The organism is Halioglobus sp. HI00S01 (assembly GCF_001635445.1).
Lineage (GTDB): Bacteria > Pseudomonadota > Gammaproteobacteria > Pseudomonadales > Halieaceae > Halioglobus > Halioglobus japonicus.
In genome coordinates, this window is sequence record NZ_LWEE01000062.1 from 381,816 (window position 1) to 399,424 (window position 17,609).

17 protein-coding genes are annotated in these 17,609 nt (G+C 55.1%); 14 read left to right on the forward strand and 3 right to left on the reverse strand.

Annotated elements, in window-relative coordinates; genetic code table 11:
- Positions 1-417: 417 nt before the first annotated feature.
- Entirely contained in the window at positions 418-1,461 is a 1,044-nt protein-coding gene (locus A3709_RS12290; RefSeq protein WP_066054872.1) for a hypothetical protein, read from the reverse strand.
- Positions 1,462-1,984: 523 nt separating this feature from the next.
- Here A3709_RS12290 and A3709_RS12300 point away from each other — a divergent pair.
- From A3709_RS12300 to A3709_RS12340, 9 genes are all read left to right on the forward strand, one after another.
- A complete protein-coding gene (locus A3709_RS12300) occupies positions 1,985-2,887 on the forward strand; it encodes a hypothetical protein (RefSeq protein ID WP_066054878.1) in 903 nt (300 codons plus the stop codon).
- A 154-nt stretch (positions 2,888-3,041) separates the two neighbouring features.
- Positions 3,042-4,274, forward strand: coding sequence for an HlyD family secretion protein (locus A3709_RS12305; RefSeq protein WP_066054881.1), 1,233 nt, complete (start codon positions 3,042-3,044; stop codon positions 4,272-4,274).
- On the forward strand, positions 4,274-6,400 hold the full coding sequence (locus A3709_RS12310; RefSeq protein WP_066054884.1) for a peptidase domain-containing ABC transporter: 2,127 nt from the start codon (positions 4,274-4,276) through the stop codon (positions 6,398-6,400). The genes A3709_RS12305 and A3709_RS12310 overlap by 1 nt, the downstream gene beginning before the upstream one ends.
- A gap of 198 nt (positions 6,401-6,598) precedes the next feature.
- On the forward strand, positions 6,599-6,835 hold the full coding sequence (locus A3709_RS12315) for a hypothetical protein (RefSeq protein WP_066054887.1): 237 nt from the start codon (positions 6,599-6,601) through the stop codon (positions 6,833-6,835).
- A gap of 139 nt (positions 6,836-6,974) precedes the next feature.
- On the forward strand, positions 6,975-7,982 hold the full coding sequence (locus tag A3709_RS12320; RefSeq protein WP_066054890.1) for a hypothetical protein: 1,008 nt from the start codon (positions 6,975-6,977) through the stop codon (positions 7,980-7,982).
- A gap of 1 nt (position 7,983) precedes the next feature.
- Positions 7,984-8,526 carry a hypothetical protein gene (locus A3709_RS12325; RefSeq protein ID WP_066054892.1) on the forward strand — a complete coding sequence of 181 codons (543 nt, stop codon included), beginning with the start codon at positions 7,984-7,986 and terminating at the stop codon, positions 8,524-8,526.
- 185 nt (positions 8,527-8,711) lie between these two features.
- Positions 8,712-9,338, forward strand: coding sequence for a hypothetical protein (locus A3709_RS12330; RefSeq protein WP_066054895.1), 627 nt, complete (start codon positions 8,712-8,714; stop codon positions 9,336-9,338).
- A 100-nt stretch (positions 9,339-9,438) separates the two neighbouring features.
- A complete protein-coding gene (locus A3709_RS12335) occupies positions 9,439-9,969 on the forward strand; it encodes a hypothetical protein (protein ID WP_156507734.1) in 531 nt (176 codons plus the stop codon).
- A 351-nt stretch (positions 9,970-10,320) separates the two neighbouring features.
- Complete coding sequence (locus tag A3709_RS12340) at positions 10,321-10,821, forward strand: thermonuclease family protein (RefSeq protein ID WP_066054998.1); 501 nt, start codon at positions 10,321-10,323, stop codon at positions 10,819-10,821.
- 1 nt (position 10,822) lies between these two features.
- Here A3709_RS12340 and A3709_RS23295 read toward each other — a convergent pair whose 3' ends face one another.
- Positions 10,823-11,272, reverse strand: coding sequence for a hypothetical protein (locus A3709_RS23295; RefSeq protein ID WP_156507735.1), 450 nt, complete (start codon positions 11,270-11,272; stop codon positions 10,823-10,825).
- A gap of 473 nt (positions 11,273-11,745) precedes the next feature.
- Here A3709_RS23295 and A3709_RS12350 point away from each other — a divergent pair, with 473 nt between their 5' ends.
- Positions 11,746-13,692, forward strand: a complete 1,947-nt coding sequence (locus A3709_RS12350; protein ID WP_156507736.1) for a PcfJ domain-containing protein — start codon at positions 11,746-11,748, stop codon at positions 13,690-13,692.
- A 22-nt stretch (positions 13,693-13,714) separates the two neighbouring features.
- On the opposite strand, the gene A3709_RS12355 is transcribed toward A3709_RS12350, so the two are convergent.
- On the reverse strand, positions 13,715-14,374 hold the full coding sequence (locus tag A3709_RS12355) for a hypothetical protein (protein ID WP_066054907.1): 660 nt from the start codon (positions 14,372-14,374) through the stop codon (positions 13,715-13,717).
- Positions 14,375-14,485: 111 nt separating this feature from the next.
- On the opposite strand from A3709_RS12355, the gene A3709_RS12360 reads away from it, so the two are divergent.
- The 4 genes from A3709_RS12360 (at position 14,486) to A3709_RS12375 (ending at position 17,507) form a co-directional block, all read left to right on the forward strand.
- Positions 14,486-14,749 carry a hypothetical protein gene (locus tag A3709_RS12360; RefSeq protein WP_066054909.1) on the forward strand — a complete coding sequence of 88 codons (264 nt, stop codon included), beginning with the start codon at positions 14,486-14,488 and terminating at the stop codon, positions 14,747-14,749.
- A gap of 21 nt (positions 14,750-14,770) precedes the next feature.
- Positions 14,771-15,475, forward strand: coding sequence for a hypothetical protein (locus tag A3709_RS12365; RefSeq protein ID WP_156507737.1), 705 nt, complete (start codon positions 14,771-14,773; stop codon positions 15,473-15,475).
- Positions 15,472-15,984 carry a DUF559 domain-containing protein gene (locus A3709_RS12370; protein ID WP_066054915.1) on the forward strand — a complete coding sequence of 171 codons (513 nt, stop codon included), beginning with the start codon at positions 15,472-15,474 and terminating at the stop codon, positions 15,982-15,984. Before A3709_RS12365 ends, A3709_RS12370 begins: the two co-directional genes overlap by 4 nt.
- A 152-nt stretch (positions 15,985-16,136) precedes the next feature.
- On the forward strand, positions 16,137-17,507 hold the full coding sequence (locus tag A3709_RS12375) for a DNA cytosine methyltransferase (RefSeq protein ID WP_156507738.1): 1,371 nt from the start codon (positions 16,137-16,139) through the stop codon (positions 17,505-17,507).
- Positions 17,508-17,609: the final 102 nt, after the last annotated feature.

Here is a 17,609-nt window from a genome sequence, read left to right on the forward strand (position 1 = left end):
ACTCGGGAGATTAGTGAATTTGGGTCGCTGGAGCGCCCCTTTTCTTTTGCTCGACCTGGATGTTTGCTGCCCAGCTGAAACCCGTTCAGAGATCTCCCGACTCGGGAGATTAGTGAATTTGGGTCGCTGGCGCCCCTTTTCTTTTGCTCGACCCGGCTGGTTGCTGCCCAGCTGAAACCCGTTCAGAGATCTCCCGACTCGGGAGATTTATACGCATTTTGTTCTATGTGCCTGTTTTTATGTCGTTGTCTTCCTGTGCTCTCGGGGGTTTTACAGTCTTGCGTGATCGGCCCGGGAAGTCTTGTATGGTCCCGGCATGTTTGGCCTTCACCGTCTGGCGATTCAGCGGTGTTTATAGGAGGGAGGGTTCTTGTAATTTTGCACGATTGTCTCCCACAATGGAGGGAGATGGATTAACTACTCTAGGCTGTCCTCTGTGGCTCCAAGTTCCTCAAGTAACCGGTCAGTGTCCCGGGGGTTCTTTGCATAGAAACTGAGATCGCCTTCGATCACGGTTTCGTCCTGGATAACACCATCCAGCTTCTCCACGATACCTTTGAGTACCGCGAATGTTACAAACCGAAGATCAACAACAGCAGTCACGCCTTCAGTTGTATTGATGGAAATCTGAGCCTGCGTGCCGTAGGTTTCCTCTAGCTTGCGCTCCATGGCGCCTACGTCACCCAACTTTGTCTTCTTAACCCTACGGCGGCGACTGACGAGTTGAGGCGCCTCGTAGTTGGGATTAACTGCTTGATATAGCTTTCTTGTCGTCATGCCTCCAGTTGCGACTCGCCTGGCCAGGGAAATCTGCTTCATCGCGCTCTTCTCGCCGGTGAGTATCTTGGCGTGATCTGCCCCGATACGCCCTTTGTTCAATAATTCGATCACCTCTTTATCCAGCTTCGTAAGCAGACGCAGGCGGTTGGAAAGGACGGAACGTGAGAGGCAAAGTGCATTTGCGAGCGCCTGGACGGGTAGTTGTTGGCCAGGACGAGAGAAATGGGAGATGGCGTTTCTCGCGGCGAGGGCATAGTCGACGTGGGAAACAGAGAACTCCGCATGCTTGTGGTCTCGGTAGGCGTATTCAATCGCGTAATAGACGGCGTCAGAGTCGCTCATTTCAGGTATGACCCTTAGTGGGATCTTCTTTGCGAATCGCTGAACCTCGCGGCCGGCTTCGTATCTCTCAATGCCTGTAAGCAATTGAACTCGCTGCTCACCGTCTGGTCCTTCGATATATCGCGCTATGTTAATCCCCGGGGTCGTCCCCAAGTCTGACGCTACATCCTTTATCTCGTCGATTTGTGCGCGGGTAGGGTGTGCCTTGATAGCGAACGGAGCCTTCTCGACCAGGTCCGGATCCACGTCCGTCATAGTGTATGTGATGGACCTAAGCGCCTCAGCCCTCTCAAGGTTCTGTGCTGTAGTTGGGGTTTTCTGTCCAGTTGGTATGGGCATAGAGACTCCTTCATAGACCGTTCTGCGCGGAACGGTCCTCGCATATTACGCGTTTTTCGGCAGCTTTGACCACCCCCAGCGGGCTATAAAGGGCGCAAATAAGGGCAATTGAGTCGCCTTTCCGGGAAATGCCCTGTTTTTGAGAAAACCCCGTCATTTCTATTGTTTCTTAGGGTGGGTGTCCTCAGGATACGCGTAGATGTTGACCTGCGAGAGCGGAGAGAAAATATGCCGGGATGGTTACAGGTTCTCGGTCAGTTAGGCCTAGCAGTCTTCTTTCTTATTTACATACGGGAAGTAGGGGAGGGTCACCCTACCGCCATGTTCGCCAGTGTTTTTGGCCTGGCTTCCTGTCTTGCGCCGAAATCACTTTTTGGCTCCAACTCAAGACGGTGGATCCTGATTGCTTTAGCAGGCGGTGCACTCCTCCTTCTATAGGTAGCGTCCCTATTTCCCTCTTCCCGGCGGCTTGCTGACGCCTTGCTACGTTGCTTGGACTTTGAAATAGGCAAGGCGTTTGGATATGTCGAAACACGAACGGTTGTGTGTGTGGCGCGGAGTGGAGATTACTCGTACCAGGGAGTGGGGTGCCGAAGAAGCGGAACACACGTATTTCGTAGGTGGAATGGTGGTTGACGTCCCTTCTCTGCACGGGCCGGCTCCGACCTGCAGTTGGATACACAAAATCCAGTACGGCATTGACTCTGGTCAAATCGACGCTGATGTATCCGATTGTCCCATGGACTTCCCGGTGGAAGTGACCAGCCCTACGGTCAACTTCCGCGCTGATGCCGGCCGCCTCCTCAGAAGTGCTATGCCGGAAACGTTGGCGATATACGAGAGTTACGCCTGGCGTGGTGATCGCTTTGCTCAGCTGATTCTCGGGCAATTGGCATTCCATGACTATCGTGCGGCACGTCTGATGTCCGCAATATGCCGAGATGGCACTACCAGCATAGCTAACGTCAACATTGATTTTGATGTGTCGTTCTTTATGGAGCGACTTCGTGAGAGCCGGGCCGCGTGTTTTTGGGAAGGCTTGGTTCGCAGCGGCTTGGCGCTGATAGGGCCGCGAGAAGGAGCCGAAGTAGGGGTCATTGATGCTCGCATGATGAGCGCTAATGAAATTTTTGCACGCGTGGCAGGCGTAAAGCGTGCAGAGCGAGGTGATGCTGTGGAAGGGACTTTTAGTGACCACCGCGGTGCTTATGCTGGTGTGGGCGGTAGTGGTCTGTACCGGTTATCGCGCACCCATGCTGAAGAGGCGTTGGCTATGGACGATCTGCAGGATGCCGTTACGGCCGTGTTGAGGCGGAGCGGTGAAGCCGCACATCCCGCCGGGTCTGGGGCATGGCTTGTTGGAGGGCAACTTCTCGGCGGGGCTGATCTGGCCTGCAAGCTCACCACTCTGGATTTAGCGGGTTAGTCCAAGTAACGGGGTACTCCCGTACAACCGGCCCTCGCCTGGTCTCTGACTTACTTATGCCTAATTGCACAGATTTTTTATAGATTTATTGAGCGCCGGATGACAGACTTCATTTCTCCCAAATAAGTTTCCAATCGAGTTGGTATAGGCGCGTATGGATAAATCATTGTTTCGCCCGGAGGTGTTCGAAAAACGAGCGCTGCAGCTGGAAGGCGAGGTCGTTCTAAGAGATGGAAAGGGCTCCACACTGTTTGTGGCGTGTCTGCTACTTATTCTTATTGGGCTGGGGTTCGTGCTTTGGTTTGGGACGTATTCGGAAAAGGTCACCGTGCGTGCCTACGTGGATATCGAAGAGCAGCTGGTGTCGGTGAGCAGCAGCCGGGCAGGGCGAGTTGTTGCATTGCACACCAAGGCTGGGAGTCAGGTGAGGGCGGGCGATGTTTTGTTTGAGATGGAAATTCCAAATGAACTGCACGAACTTGAGATTCGCGGCCTACAGCAGCGCCTCGATATCGAGCTAGCACAGCGCGAAACCACACAGTTATTTTATGTTCAGCGCACAGCGGCGCTCTCGGAGAGTGTGAAGTCACTCAAGCGGCAGGTGGAAGTATCGCGTGGCATTGTGGCGGTGAATAACAAACAGTTGTCGTCCGAGCGGGATGTACTGGGGCGATACGAGTCTCTGAGGGGGCGTGGCGGCATTAGTGAATTGGAAATTGGGAATCAGCGTTCCCGGGTTCTATCTGCAGAAAGCCAGCTAGAGCAGGCAAAAATGAACGTCGTCACCTTGGAGGGCAGCCTGGATGAAATGGCATCCCAATTACTGGAGGTCCCAGCAAAGCGCGACACTGATCTTGCTGCGATTGACGCGCGAGCCCGGCAGCTGCAGGTAGAGATCGGGCTGATGGAGTCCGAGAGGAGCCTGGTCCTTCGGGCGCCGATCAGTGGAACGGTGTTTACGAACAAGGGGCACGTCGGTGGAGTGTATCCGCTTGGTGCTGAGCTCTTGACGCTGATGCCCGATGGCACATCGATGTCTCTGACGCTGCTTCTTCCAAGCGCAGCGGTAGGTTTCGTCGAGCCCGGGCAGACCGTGCGGATGCGGCTTGATTCGTTCCCGTACGAAACCTTCGGGAGCATTGCCGCCACCATTTCGGATGTTGACGAGACGGTTACGCTGTCTAAAGACTTCAACTCCACCATGGGGATAGCGCAGGGCGACTATTTCGTTGTCAAGGCTGAATTGGCGCGATACGCCGTGGAAGACAAAGGCAAGAGCTATCCGATTCGGCCCGGTATGACGGGGCAGTCAGACATAATGATCCGTGATGTGCCGTTTTGGGAATACATCGTCAAGCCGCTAATGAAGCAACGTGAGCGCGCCTGATGGAGCTTTCTGATCTGTTGCGCGCCAGCAAGACGCCTGTAATCCTCCAGTCTGAGGTCGCAGAATGCGGCCTTGCGGCGTTGGCTATGGTGGCCGGCCACTATGGCCTTAAGCTCGAACTGCACCAGTGGCGGTCCAGGGTAGGTGCTTCCGCGCATGGGATGTCGATTCACGACATCCGCGAGGCGGCCGATGCCCATGGTATGCAAGCGAGAGTGCTCCGGGTTGAGATTGGGAGTCTGGAGGATATCCAGTTGCCGGCCATCCTTCACTGGGAGATGAAACACTTCGTCGTGCTCGATAAGATTGTGCGCGGCAAACTCCATATCATCGACCCTGGGTATGGCACTCGCGTGATGACTTACGACGAGGTCAGCGATCACTACACAGGTCTGCTTCTGGAGCTCATGCCAGGTAATGATTTCCAAAAGGTCGATGCGCGAGCCGCCATGCGAATACGGGACCTCTGGGGCCATCTTGTTGGCTGGAAATCCGCGCTCGGCAAAGTTCTCCTCATGTCATTATTTATCCAGCTGAGCGCTCTGGCTGTGCCGTATTTTATGCAGATTGGCCTGGACCACGTGGTGGTCAGCGACGACGGCAATCTGCTGCTTTCACTCGGGCTTGCCTTCGCGGGACTGGCGGCGCTGAATGCCCTGGTGAGCCTGATCCGGGCGCGGGTTATTGTTGAGGCCGCGGCGCTGCTCGACTTCCAGATGGCGAGCAACTTGTTCACCCACCTACTGAAATTGCCTTTGCCTTACTTCCAGAGTCGTCAGATGGGTGACCTGATATCGCGGTTTGGCTCGCTCCGCAGCATACGCGAGCGGATGACCACCTCGCTGATTGAGGCCATGGTCGACGGCGCCTTCAGCGTCATCGTCCTTGTGGCAATGATTGCCTACAGCCCGGCGCTGTCTTTGGCGGTCATCGTGCCGCTAGTGCTGCTTGTCGGATTACGCGTCTTTCTCTATGGATCATATAAAAGACGCTCTGAAGAGCAGATCGTGAATTCAGCGAAAGAGCAAACCCACCTCATAGAGTCAATCCGTGGTATCCAGACGATTAAGCTCTACGCTATTGGCAGCGAGCGTCGCAGTGTCTGGCGCAACTATTACGGGAAGGCGGTCAATAGCGGGGTGCGCCTCGGGTTCTTGGACGGCTGGATGGTGTCTGGTGAAAGCCTTCTAAGCGGCCTATCTCACGTGTTGGTGGTTTTCTTCGGACTAACAGCAGTGCTCGATGGCAGCATAACGGTAGGTGTTCTGGTCGCCTTCCTTGCGTACGCGGTTAGCTTCAGGTCACGGATTATCACTCTGGTAGAAAACCTGTTCACCTTTAAATTAATCAGCGTGGACTTGCAGCGCGTGGGGGACATCGTTCAAACGCGTGCGGAGCCTGCCTCTGACGAACAGATCGCGGTTACCGATGGGGAAATCACTCTCCACGAGCTTGGATTCCAGCACACCCCCACATCCCCGTTTTTGTTCAGGGGTGTCAACCTGACCATTCGCCCAGGGGAGAGCGTGGCGTTTGCCGGGCCGTCAGGTTGCGGCAAGAGCACCATGGTCAAAATTCTGGCGGGCCTATACGAGGCAACAGAGGGCGACGTGCTTATTGATGGCGTGACTATTCGGCCAGGCAATACCCACAGCCTCCGGCGCCAGGTGGCGACGGTGATGCAGGACGATCAATTATTCAACGGTTCGATCCTCGAGAACATCACCTTGTCTGACATGAAGCCGGATGAGGATAGGGCGATAGAGTGTGCGAAGCTCGCATCCATCTGGCCAGAGATCGAGGCGATGCCCATGGGGATGGAAACCATATTAGGGGAGGGCGGGGGCATGATCTCTGGCGGTCAGCAGCAGAGGATACTTCTGGCTCGGGCTTTCTACCGTCAGGCCAAAATCATTATTCTCGACGAAGCGACGTCACACTTGGACGTGCACAACGAAATGCACGTAAACCAGTCCATACGGGACATGAACATGACGCGTATCGTTGTAGCCCACCGCATGGAAACCATTGCATCTTGTGACCGTCTTGTGTCTTTCGAGCCAGAGGGCCTGGTAGATAGAACAGATGAGTTTCGGGAACAATTGCGGTTGGTCGCTAATCAATAGACGATTTTCTCACCCTATCAAAAGTCCTCATCGTCTTGATCGGATTCGGTCTGTCTGGATGTTTATCCAAGGTCGAGGTGCCGGCCGGCGCGGAGGCTGTTGTCGTCAAATACCCATGGATGTCCTTTGGCGAGCAAGGTGTTATGCCGGTAGCGCTGGAGCCTGGGTCCCACTGGAGAGTTTTTACCACGGCAGTCTATGGCTATACCCGGCAACCTATCGGCAGAACTCGCTCGTGCAAGCGCCGAGAGGAACAAGGCTCTGGCTGACCAGGCCTACATGGAGCAGATGGCATTTACTTCCAGTGAGTACCTCACCTATCGCGCTCAGGAAATCGAGAAGGAAAAGCTCGACATGGTGAAAGATAAGGACAATGTCTCTATTGTGATGGGCTTCGGAAGCCCGGACGTTCAGAACTTCAGGCGCATGAACTAAATCGCTTCGACCCTACCAAGGCCGCATTTGAGCGGCCTTTTTTGTATCTCTATGCTTGTTTCCGTGTAGTCAGCAATCTCTGCCTATAGGGTTAGTCTGACTTGGCTACAAGGTCGACATGGATACGGAGATACCAGGAATGCCTTACCAATTTGTTGAAAGCGAAGTGTTTACCCGCCACAGGGGCGTCGCAATTTATCACACCTACAAACATGACAACTTCGAGCGGCGCGTAGACTATTGGTATTCAACGCTGCCGTGGGGCGACGAGTCAAACGAGTTTGATGTCCGCGAGCTAGATGTACCCGAGGCCATCCGCGGGAACAAGGTGCTGGCCATTCAGTGCGCGTTGGATACTGGGCTCATTGAGTTGGGAGAGGACGACGAACTTGCGTTTGCGCCGGAGATACCGGCGACACTCAAAGCGGTTACTGGGCTTCATAGTTGCTACTTTGACATGGCGCCCATTCTGGCCGCGATGCCTCATCTTCTCATCCAGAAGGGCCTGCTGAGCGAGTGGAGTGGGGGCGATTTTGTAACTGATCTTGCAGTTCTGGCCCGAGAGCACGTCTATCAGCCGGCTATCATGCTGGATGCCATGGAGTCCGATGGATCTGATTGCGAGCTAGAGTTGGACTGCGATTCGGCAGAGATCGAAAAGTATCTTCTGCATAACCGGCGCTTCGACTTCAACTTCGCATTGATTCATTCCGGGCTCGGGCTCGCTCTGCCCGCCACCTACGAGGAGCAAGCTAGATACAAGCGGTCACTGGAGGTCGTTATCGACACCCGAGAGATCGATGCTGATGCGCTTCTAACGGAAAGCCCTCGCGTCACGCAAATGATCGAATCGGCGATCGGCTGTGAGGCGAGCAGAGAAGGGCCGTTTCCGGAGAACTGGTATATGGTGGGGATGCCTGAGGATGTGAATCGTGAATACCAGTACCCATCAACCCTGCGGCTGTCTCCGCTGCATATTGATCGTCTGATGCAGGAAAGGCCAGAAAAGGTAGCCGATATCGTCAGCGCCTTTACCGACAAAGATTGCCAGGCCGCTGATGACGGATACCTCATGGCCGGCGAACATTTCACGCCAGAGCAGATGCGGTCGGCGCTGGCATCAACAGAATTTAGAGCAGGGGCTTAACATGAATACGGAAAGCAAACGTTCAATGGTCGTTATCGATGACCGACAGATCGCATTCGCGATAGCTGCGATTCGCCACTTCCAGCATACCGTCTTGGACCGTGACCCGGCCTTCGTCAAGGCAATGTTTCCCCACTTTGGTGACGTGGACCCGCTCAGCATGGAGGAAGCGAACTATCTGGCTGAGGCGCTGAACGGTTCTAACCTCAACCTCTACACAGTGACTCACTCACACCAACACGGTGACAGCGTGTATGTTGCGCACTCTGAGAGCCCGCTCAGCAACAGCGACGAGGACGTGGCGTGGGTCGTACGTCAGTTGGGCATAGACTTGGAAAGTGGTGAGAGCGTGCTCATATCGGAACACCAATCCTGCGACATAGCTGTGCTGCCAGAAATGCCAGAGATCATTGAGGAAGAGGGAAGGCCAACCTGCAACCAGTGTGGTTATACGTGGAGCGCTCTTACCTGTGAGAGTCAGTGGCCACAAAGTTGTGAGTGTTGGTCGGCTATCGATCCGGCATCGCCGGCGCTCATTTTGTAGCTTATGGGCCTCGCGTTTTCGCCTCGATTGTTAGGTTGCAACCAATCCTGCGATATAGCTGTGCTGCCAGGAATGCCGGAGATCCCCGAGATAGGGGCGCCAAAAACTAGGCTTTTCCACTAAATATGCATTGTTATCGTTGCAGGCTACTTTAGGTACTCAAAGACACCCGCGGAGACTTCCTCATGGAAACCAACGAACTTGATCTGTTTCGCAGCCCGGCCCCTAAGTGGGACCCCGCAGCCAAGGTCCAACTTATCGACCAGAACTGGACTCACATTACGATTAGCCCTAATGCGCGCCGTTTCGCTGACGCGGTATGTGCTCTGCACCCTGATTGCGGCCTGGACCTCGCCGAAGTGTTTCGGCTTAACGAGCGATCTCTGGCTGAAGGCGAACTGACCCTGCCTGGCGTTGATCGGCCGCTGTCCTTTTCTGTGAACCTCACCGATCTGGAGCTGGGTAAGGGTTTTGGTGTGCGTATAGTTGTCCACGACGCTGAAGACCGTGTTGGCGAAGCCTCATGCCTGTTCGATGAGCCTTTTGTGATTGAGGTTGATGGGACTAGCTATCTTTTCCTTATTGTTGAACATGACCACATGACCCCGCACGACTACGCTGATGAGCCCATTAATCGGCCCGTTTGCCCGGTGTGTCGGGAAGACAGTATTGAGGGCGACATGCTGGAGGTTCAGGGAAACATGGCCTTCCAGCCGGTGCGCTGCTTGGGCTGTGACAGTACCTGGGTTGATACCTATGTGCTTCGCGGTTATCAGCATCTGGACCCTACTGGCGGCGTGGCGGTTGAGTAACCCTGCTTTGCATTATGAAGCACCGGGACTACTACGAGCGTATTTTGTTATCAACAAGGGACAGGTGCCCGCCTGATCCTGGCGTTTTTGGGAGGTTCACGTGAAGAGAGTCGCGCACTATTTTCCAGGTAGCCATGCGCAGAGCATTCTTAGCGAAGGCAGGATTCGCACGAGTCCGTCGCCGGAAACGCTAGTGGGCCGCCGCGAAAGGCCGATGGTGTGGCTGAGCCGGGATCTAGACCGCTACCCAGCGACAGCCATCAAGCGTGTCATTGGCCCGGGTATTCATGGGTTTCCATCGAGGCGCGAGTTTGCCACGCTGGCCGGAGGCTTGTTTCGCCTAGTTTTTGACGCTGACAGCGCCACTATTATTCCCTGGAAGGAGGCAAAGTCAATCTGCCGCATGCCGAACAAGCTGCAGCGAGCATTGGTGCGTTCCGCAAAGGAGCGGGGCGAGCGGCCAGCGGACTGGTACTGCAGCTTCGAGCCGCTGTGCGTGGCTGACGCGCTTTCTCTGGATCAATGGGTCGACGGGGTGTGGACGCAGATCGACGCAACTACAGCTGACTTCGCGTCCACGAGCAGAATCAACATCATTCGCGATTCGGAAGTGGCTGCTTTAGGCCTGTAGTTCCTCGATTGTTCGCTGCCACTGCTATGGCGTTCCCGCCTACGCGGTGACGGCGTCCGATAAGCGAGGTGCAACACGCGACGGGGAAAGTCGTTTTTTTTACTAAAGTTCACCGTGTTTATGTATATTTTTGGGGTTTCACGAAACCTAGTTGGTGGTATTCCTTTGCGGGCAATGGCACTGTTCGACCTCGGGCGCTGTTTTTGCTGACCCCAGATTCGGCACCGGTCGCTGTTGGCGCGTAAGCAAGGATGCTTGCCGCCAGCGGCGAGTTTCCTTCCTTCGTGCATAACCTCGAATAAAGACTACGGTGTGCTGATCACCCACTGGGGGTGTCACATAAGGGAGTTGATGATGATGAAAATTTTCCAATGGGGTTTTGCGGCAGCGATGCTCGCCCTATCAACCACTGCAATTGCCAACACCACTATCGAGGGCGTTGTGGTTTCTGTCTTCGATGGAGACACCATTGAGGTTTTAGACGGACGCGCGACTCACAAGGTTCGATTTGCCGAAATTGACTGCCCAGAGGTCGGCAAGCGTGGTCGGCATGGTCAGCCGTGGGGGAAGCGGGCAACTAACGAAGCGAAGATGAAGCTGCGACTGGCCGGCGAACGCGTGACGGTCACTGTTGTCGACACCGACCGCTACGGCCGGTCGATAGGCACTGTTTTTGCCGGCGGACTAAATCTTAACGAACACCTGGTGGCGGAGGGGCATTGCTGGGCCTATAGCCGGTATGCCGGCGATCGGATGATTGCTCTCGAGCGGCGTGCGAGGCAGGATCGCCTTGGCTTATGGTCTTTGCCGGCTTCGGAACGAATTCCGCCTTGGGATTGGCGGCGCCAATAGTCTAAGACGTAATCAGTGTGTGCCAGTCTTCGCTGATACTCTGCGTAGCAATCTGTGATGGATTGGTGCTTGCCTCCACGCCATAAATTTCCTGAACAGCACGCTGCACCTCGCGTGCTGACTCTGCGACGGGCGTTATTATGGCCTGCTCCCACTCGCCATCCCTAAGCCTTAGCCCAAGGTTAAGTGTGCTGCCATCAGCTGACGATATAGGCGGTGTGGCCCAGGCGACTATTACATGGTCGATGGCGACTCTCGCCGCGCTTTCATGTATCGCGTTCAGTGTTCGATTGATCTGTGCGGGTCGCGCTTGGTCAGGCGCGCAGACCAACGGCACATGAAATAGGGGGATGCCGAAATGATCCCCGGTTTGCGTCACCTCCAACGCGGGGAGCGTATACAGCGGCGGCGGCGTCAACCCGTGCTTCTCAAACACGGCTTTATCGCTCATGCGACGCTTCCTGCGGTCGGTCACAAACCATCCCAGCGCTAGAAGCAGATTTATAAGACCAAACGTCGGGATATGTCGCGGCTGCCTTTCTGCCGGGGGAGGCTCGCCTGTGCCTAGTCGGTGCAGTGGTTGCACGACGGCCAGTTGTTTTGCCAACGACTCCCCGAAGCTATCGCTCCGGGATGGCGCCGCGACGCGCGGCATTGCCCCGAAATGGTTGGCGGCTGTCGGGCTCAGTTGTTGCGCTAGCTGCTTGGCTGACTCCTTGCTGACAAACTGCGAAAATGCGTTTTCATAGCGTTTCCTGCGCTTTTCTAGCTCTGCGCTCGCAAGGTCTTCATCTCTTTTACCTGTCCGACTCTCGCCGCACTCTTTCACCAAGTCATCGAAGCAGCTGTAACCACAGGCTAACGCAAGCATCTGCCGGGCCTCACTCTTTGTGACGCCACACAACCTTTGGGCCTTCACGACCCATGCGTCTGCCGAAAATGGCGAGTCTAGTCCGATTTTTTGCATTCCGGCTCCTCCACAACCCTGACAATACAGAAGTAAAGGTATTGGGCAAGCGCGCGGGCGTGAAAATCCGGAAAACATCAGTTAAACGTCTTTTCCGCGCGAAGCCGCAGGTATTACCAGCCAGATTATGCTGGCTACGCCTTATAATTCTGGATATGGAATCAATGCTAAATATCAGCGTAGACAGGGTACTTAGTCGTATTGAGCGGGAGACCGGGGCATCCTTGCCATCCACGGGGTATTTGGCCGGGCAGGCGGTGGCAAGTGCTATTTTTGAGCAGACTCACTGCGGGTTGCAGGGGCGCTTTAAAGACGCTGATGTCTTTATGTCGGGGCGCGATGTTTCTGTCTTGCGGAAGTGGAAAACCGTGGCTATGCGTTCTGCGGTGTTTCTGCCGTCGCGGCGAGTGGGGTCTTTCTGTTGCGGGAGCGTCACGAAGGGGGGATATACAATCGTTGGCTCCTGGACTGATGGTGCGACTAATTACATCAGTTTGGAAGAATTTGATGCGTCGCTGGAGACCGTGGTCAATGGCTTTGACCTGAACGCGGTGCAAGCCGGTATCGATTTAGCCACACGACGCTTGTATCTGTCGAAATCGTTTTGCCAGTTTTTAAGCAGCCGCCAGCTAAAAATCGTGAATTTCTGCACCCCCATGCACTCTGTGATTCGCCTCGCCGAAAAGCTCTCGACACTATCCGGCCTAGATGAGGCTGGCGTCGAAGAGTCTTTGCTCGCTGCCGGATCGCTAATTTCAGCGTTGCAGCAACGAGAACAGGCGTTTTCACAGTGGATGCCGGGATGCTCGTTTACCGACGAATACGCGAAGCGTGCGGGCGCTGCTTCCGCTGACTTTTGCAACTACTTTACCTTAGAGACCAAAACGCACGGGTTTTATTCGTGGCGGCGCGCGCATCAGCTTGTGCCGCGGTCAAGTAGTTCGCACAATCGCGCGCTCGATGAATTTGTCCACGCGCTGCTTCGAGTTAGGGGGATCTTGGTTGAAGAAGCATGCGCCTTCTTCTCCTCCGCAGCCAGTAGCGCTGCCAGAGGGAAGCGGGGACAGGCGCTTGTTGCCCTGTTAACCGAGTGTCTGCAGCATCATAAGGCCGGCTGTGAAGATCAGGTGCTGTCAGTGGTGGGCTGGATGATAGAGCGCGCGGAACAAGGCGATCCGGTCACGGGATGGCAGGCCAGCAACTACCTTCGACTTGTTCATCTGACGCAGAGGCACACGGGATTGTCGAGCATTCTCGATGCAGACCTGAATGTTCGTCAAGTGATGCAGATATTTGCCGACATTCGGTGGCTGGAGCGACGCAAGCATCACGGCGTCATTGGGCTTGTCGAGTCCGGGCAGGTAGATTTTTTGGCAGGTCGGGGGCAGTGGCTTTTGGACTGGCAGGCGTTAATAGAAACTGCTAGCCGTACCTTCATAGAGGATGTTTTCCCAGCGGATGACTGCGAGATAGACGGTGTGAGCGTCACTCAGCTCATCACGCGGGCAGACTATCTCGAAGAGGGTTCGAGGCAGGGCCACTGTGTAGGCGGCCGATTCCTGCAATTTAACTCAAGTTCCTTTTTCACGCTGGTTGGTAAGGACGGTAGCCGGTCTACACTGGAGGTGCTCCGCATGAACAGCAATTATTCGGTGAGGGAGCATCGTGGTGCTTACAACAGGCCGCCCATACACGAGCATATGCAGGTAGCCGACAAGCTCGTTGGTCAGCTAAATAGGACTTCTCAAAGTGCTGACATTCGACGAATCGCGGCGTTGATATTGCGGAAACGCGCGTGGAGGTTTCGGGTGCGTCGTTTTGTCTCGAAAGGTCGATTCAGGCTTCGCGGAATCCTCGCGAGATGGGGCATCGTTAAGCGGGAAGAACCATCAATACCATTCTAGACATGAGATTTTCCCATCCGAGTCAACTGGATCGGAGATTATCTGGCGCGGTCTTGGTGTAGATGTGGGCGATCAAGGTGGAGTAGGCAGCAGCTAGAATGGGCGCGATTGGAAGTACCATGTCCCGGCCAGCATACGCTGATAACAAGCTGAAGATGCTCCCAAACGCCAGGGCCAGTAAAAGGTAGGTCAGGATCGGAAGCAACACGGCCACGGGATTAAGAGTCACCAGCTTGGCGCTTTGCCAAAGGCTAGATACTAGCTTTGTTTGAGAAATCGCAATCGGTGCATACAGCGTCAGCAGAAAGAACATCAACACGGCGACCGACCAGTGCGGCACCGAGGCCGCAGCCACAATCACGCTCTTCATGGCAAACACCCCCAGTCCTATTAACAGTGCTTTTAGGCGGGGGAGAAGCTTTTCCGAGGCGTCGATGGCTTCGTTGCTAAGGCGGCTGTAGATTGTTGCACAGAGTAATGTGCACGAAAGCATCGCTACTGTAAAAACAGTGAACTCCAATAGAGCATCAGCCTTAACGGCATCATTTGCCGCAAAGCAGGCGATGCCCACGAAAAGGTACGGCCAACATCCGGCCCAGACACCCTTTTCCTTGTATGTGGCAGGGTCTTTCCATGCGGCGATTATTTTTCGGGCAACGTTCGTTTGTTTCACTATGTCCATATCTACATCGTACCGCTGGTAGCCTTAGCTGACGCTGTTTATCTGTCCTTTTCCCGCCGATATGCACTTTTTATGCTGGCAGGTACTGTACTTCCATATTGAGGAGGCTTTATGGCACGCGGATTCACATTGGATGACAAGATTTATCGCGCTTTTTACCTTCTGATGGAGGCTTTCAGCGGAGATGGCATTGCTGATGGCTCGCCTTGCCGAACTGAAAGCGACGCGCATAGCGAGTCACTTGCGAGTAAGTGGCAGGAGCTTGAGGAACTGGTTGGGCGGGATGTGACTAATCAAGAGGTTCGCGAGTGGGCCGACCAGGCGCTCCTCGACAAGATCGACATTTACGCCGCGGAAGGTGGCTGTGACAGCTAAACAGTTTATGTATTTGGGGAGATGAGCATGACACACGGAAATTCCGCCGACCTGGTGGCTTTAATTGGCCCAGATGGCGAGACGCTTGCTGCCCTTCGTGAGGGGGAGCGTTATCAGGATGAAAAGGTCTTTACTACGAACTTCGGGCGAGGCAAAGAAAGCCGCGAATTTCGCATCAGCAGATCTTGCTTGTGGATGACTGTAACGCGGGATTTGCCGTCGCCGACGGGAACGGATTCCGACAAGTCCACCTACTACCGTCACCTTGATGGCGGATCGGTGATTTTGTCCGAGGCAAAATGGAGCCTAGACACCCGGCAGTGCCTTAATCGCCAAATATATGACTGGCGTTTGTCCGAGGGGGAGACCCTTCCTCCGGAAGAGGCGAAGCCGTTTGCCTTGTCCGTTGAAGATCGCGCGACGGCGTTATTTGTCTCAATGCCCATAGGTGGTGACGGAGACGGCCTGTACGCTGCGTTTGAAATTCGAGAAGGTTTACCGGCAGCGAGTATTTACGCGAACATTGGCGGTGATGTTGTGGCAAACATACTGCCGCGGATCGAGGACGGCGCGATAGATTTCTTCCCGGAAGGGGGTATGCGCGACGAGGGTGTCTCCTTTGGGCGCAGGCCGTACCCAGGGTTTACAGAGCCGCCTTGTAAACTTCCGCCGCGGCTCGCGATGTCCGTGAAAACCTCCACCCGGGCAAGTGAGGACGCAGCTTGAGAAACAAGCGCCCGTCAATCAAAGACCTGAAAACACTACTCCCGGCCAAAGAGGTCGATGCCATAAAGCGGGACGCCAAGCGTCAAGAAAAGGCTTTTAAGGCGCGTGTAGCGGCGGCTGGCGAAAGGGATGGTGTAGACGTCACGCACGCTACGTTGTCTGGACAAGAACTTTACCAGCGAAAGCTGTATGACGCACTCGTGGCTGTGCTGGGTGAGGATGAGGTGATCTGGGAAAAGAGCAACTTAGTGCCGGGTCGAAAATTCCGGGCAGATATAGGTTTCGCTTCCGCCAGTCGGTTGATCTGCGAGATGGACGGCTACGGCCCGCATTTCCGCAAAGAAGCGTTTCAGTCTGATCGCCGCCGTTCCAACATTCTCGTTCACGCCGGCTATCGAATCCTGCATTTTTATGCGGCGCAAATCGTGTCGGACGAACAGCTCAAAGAATGTGTAGCACTGGTCGTTAGTTGCTGGGATAAATATAGGGATGATGGGGGTGGCGTGTAGCCTCCGGGCCGGGCGAGGCAGTTTCCCTCCAGTCATCACCATTGGTACCAGGCGGTATGTTGTCTGTATCTACCAACCGGGACACAGACATGACCTCAGTTCAGCGCAAAGCAAGCCCTCAATCCAGTCTCTGGCTCGACAGGGGCGTTACAATGAGTTATTTCGCAGGCGGAGGTGGAGCCTGTCAGGGGATCAAAGCGGCATTGGGCGTCGAACCAGACTACGCTATCAACCACGATCCTGTCGCGCTCAGCGTGCATAAAGCTAACCATCCCGCCACTCAGACCCTGACCAGTGATGTTTGGTCGGTGGACGCTCGCCTGCTCCTGAAAAATCGTACGGCTGGCTATATCCACTTCAGCCCTGATTGCCGGCATTTTTCTCGCGCTAAATCTGGCAAGCCGGTCAAGAAAGAAATCCGTGGGCTCGCGTGGGTAGTGGCGCGTGTGGCAGCGACAACAGGCGTTCCTCTGCTTACCGTTGAGAACGTGGTTGAGTGGTCGCACTGGGGGCCGTTGATTCAGGCTGAGAAAGACGGCGAAAAGCTGTTCGACGAGAATGGCAATGCCGTCATGGTACCCGACCCAGATAAAAAGGGCGAGACGTTCAAGCAGTGGGTCGCCAAGCTGCGCAGTCTTGGATATACCGTCGAGTGGAGCGTCCTGAACGCCCAGGACTTCGGCGCTCCCACCAGCCGCAAGCGTTTATTCGTTGTTGCACGGCGTGATGGACTTCCGATTGTCTGGCCCAGCGCGACACATGGCCCTGGCCTGATTCCCTACCGTACTGCCGCTGAGTGCATTGACTGGACAACACCGGCCCACAGTATCTTCATGTCGAAAGATGATGCTCGCGTTGTTGGCGTACGCCGGCCGCTTGCGGAGAACACGCTGCGCCGCATCGCCACAGGCGTGAAACGCTTCATCCTTGAGCAAAACGACCTCTTTGTAGCAGAAACGCCAGACGGTGATGTTATCCCGTATTTTGTCCCGCGCTACGGTGAGCGTAAAGGTCAGGAGCCGCGTTGCCGAAGTGCTGAGCGCCCATTCGGCACCATCGTCCCTGGCAGCAATCAGGGGTCTCTGGTGCTGGGTTGCCTCGCTAAGCACTATACAGGCGTTGTTGGCACCGACCTTCGCAAGCCGCTTGGAACGATAACCGCTGTCGATCACCACAGTTTGACGAGATGCGATGCGGTCGCGGTGTTGACCGAAGAGACACGACAGCGAGCTGTCGCCGTGGCAGATTTCATCCGCGAATATGCTGGCTGTGATGTGCCTGAGATCATTATGGTGAAAGGGCAGGCTTTGGTGGACATAAGCATGCGGATGCTGACACCGCGTGAGCTGTTTAGGGGGCAGGGATTCAGCGACGAATTCCAGTTTGATGTGGATGCAGACGGCAATGCGGTAACGCAGAAAGCTGCGATGAGGCTCGTGGGAAACAGTGTGCCTCCCGCAATGATCGAGGCGTTGGTTCGGGCCAATCATCCGTTCGCCCAGACTAAGGAAGAGGCCGCCTAGTTTCCCTGGCGGCCCTCCCCACGGGCCAGTTGCTGGTCACACTGCCTGCACGATGGGTGGTGAAAGTGGTGGCGACCCTACCCCGCCGGGATTGTCGCATCC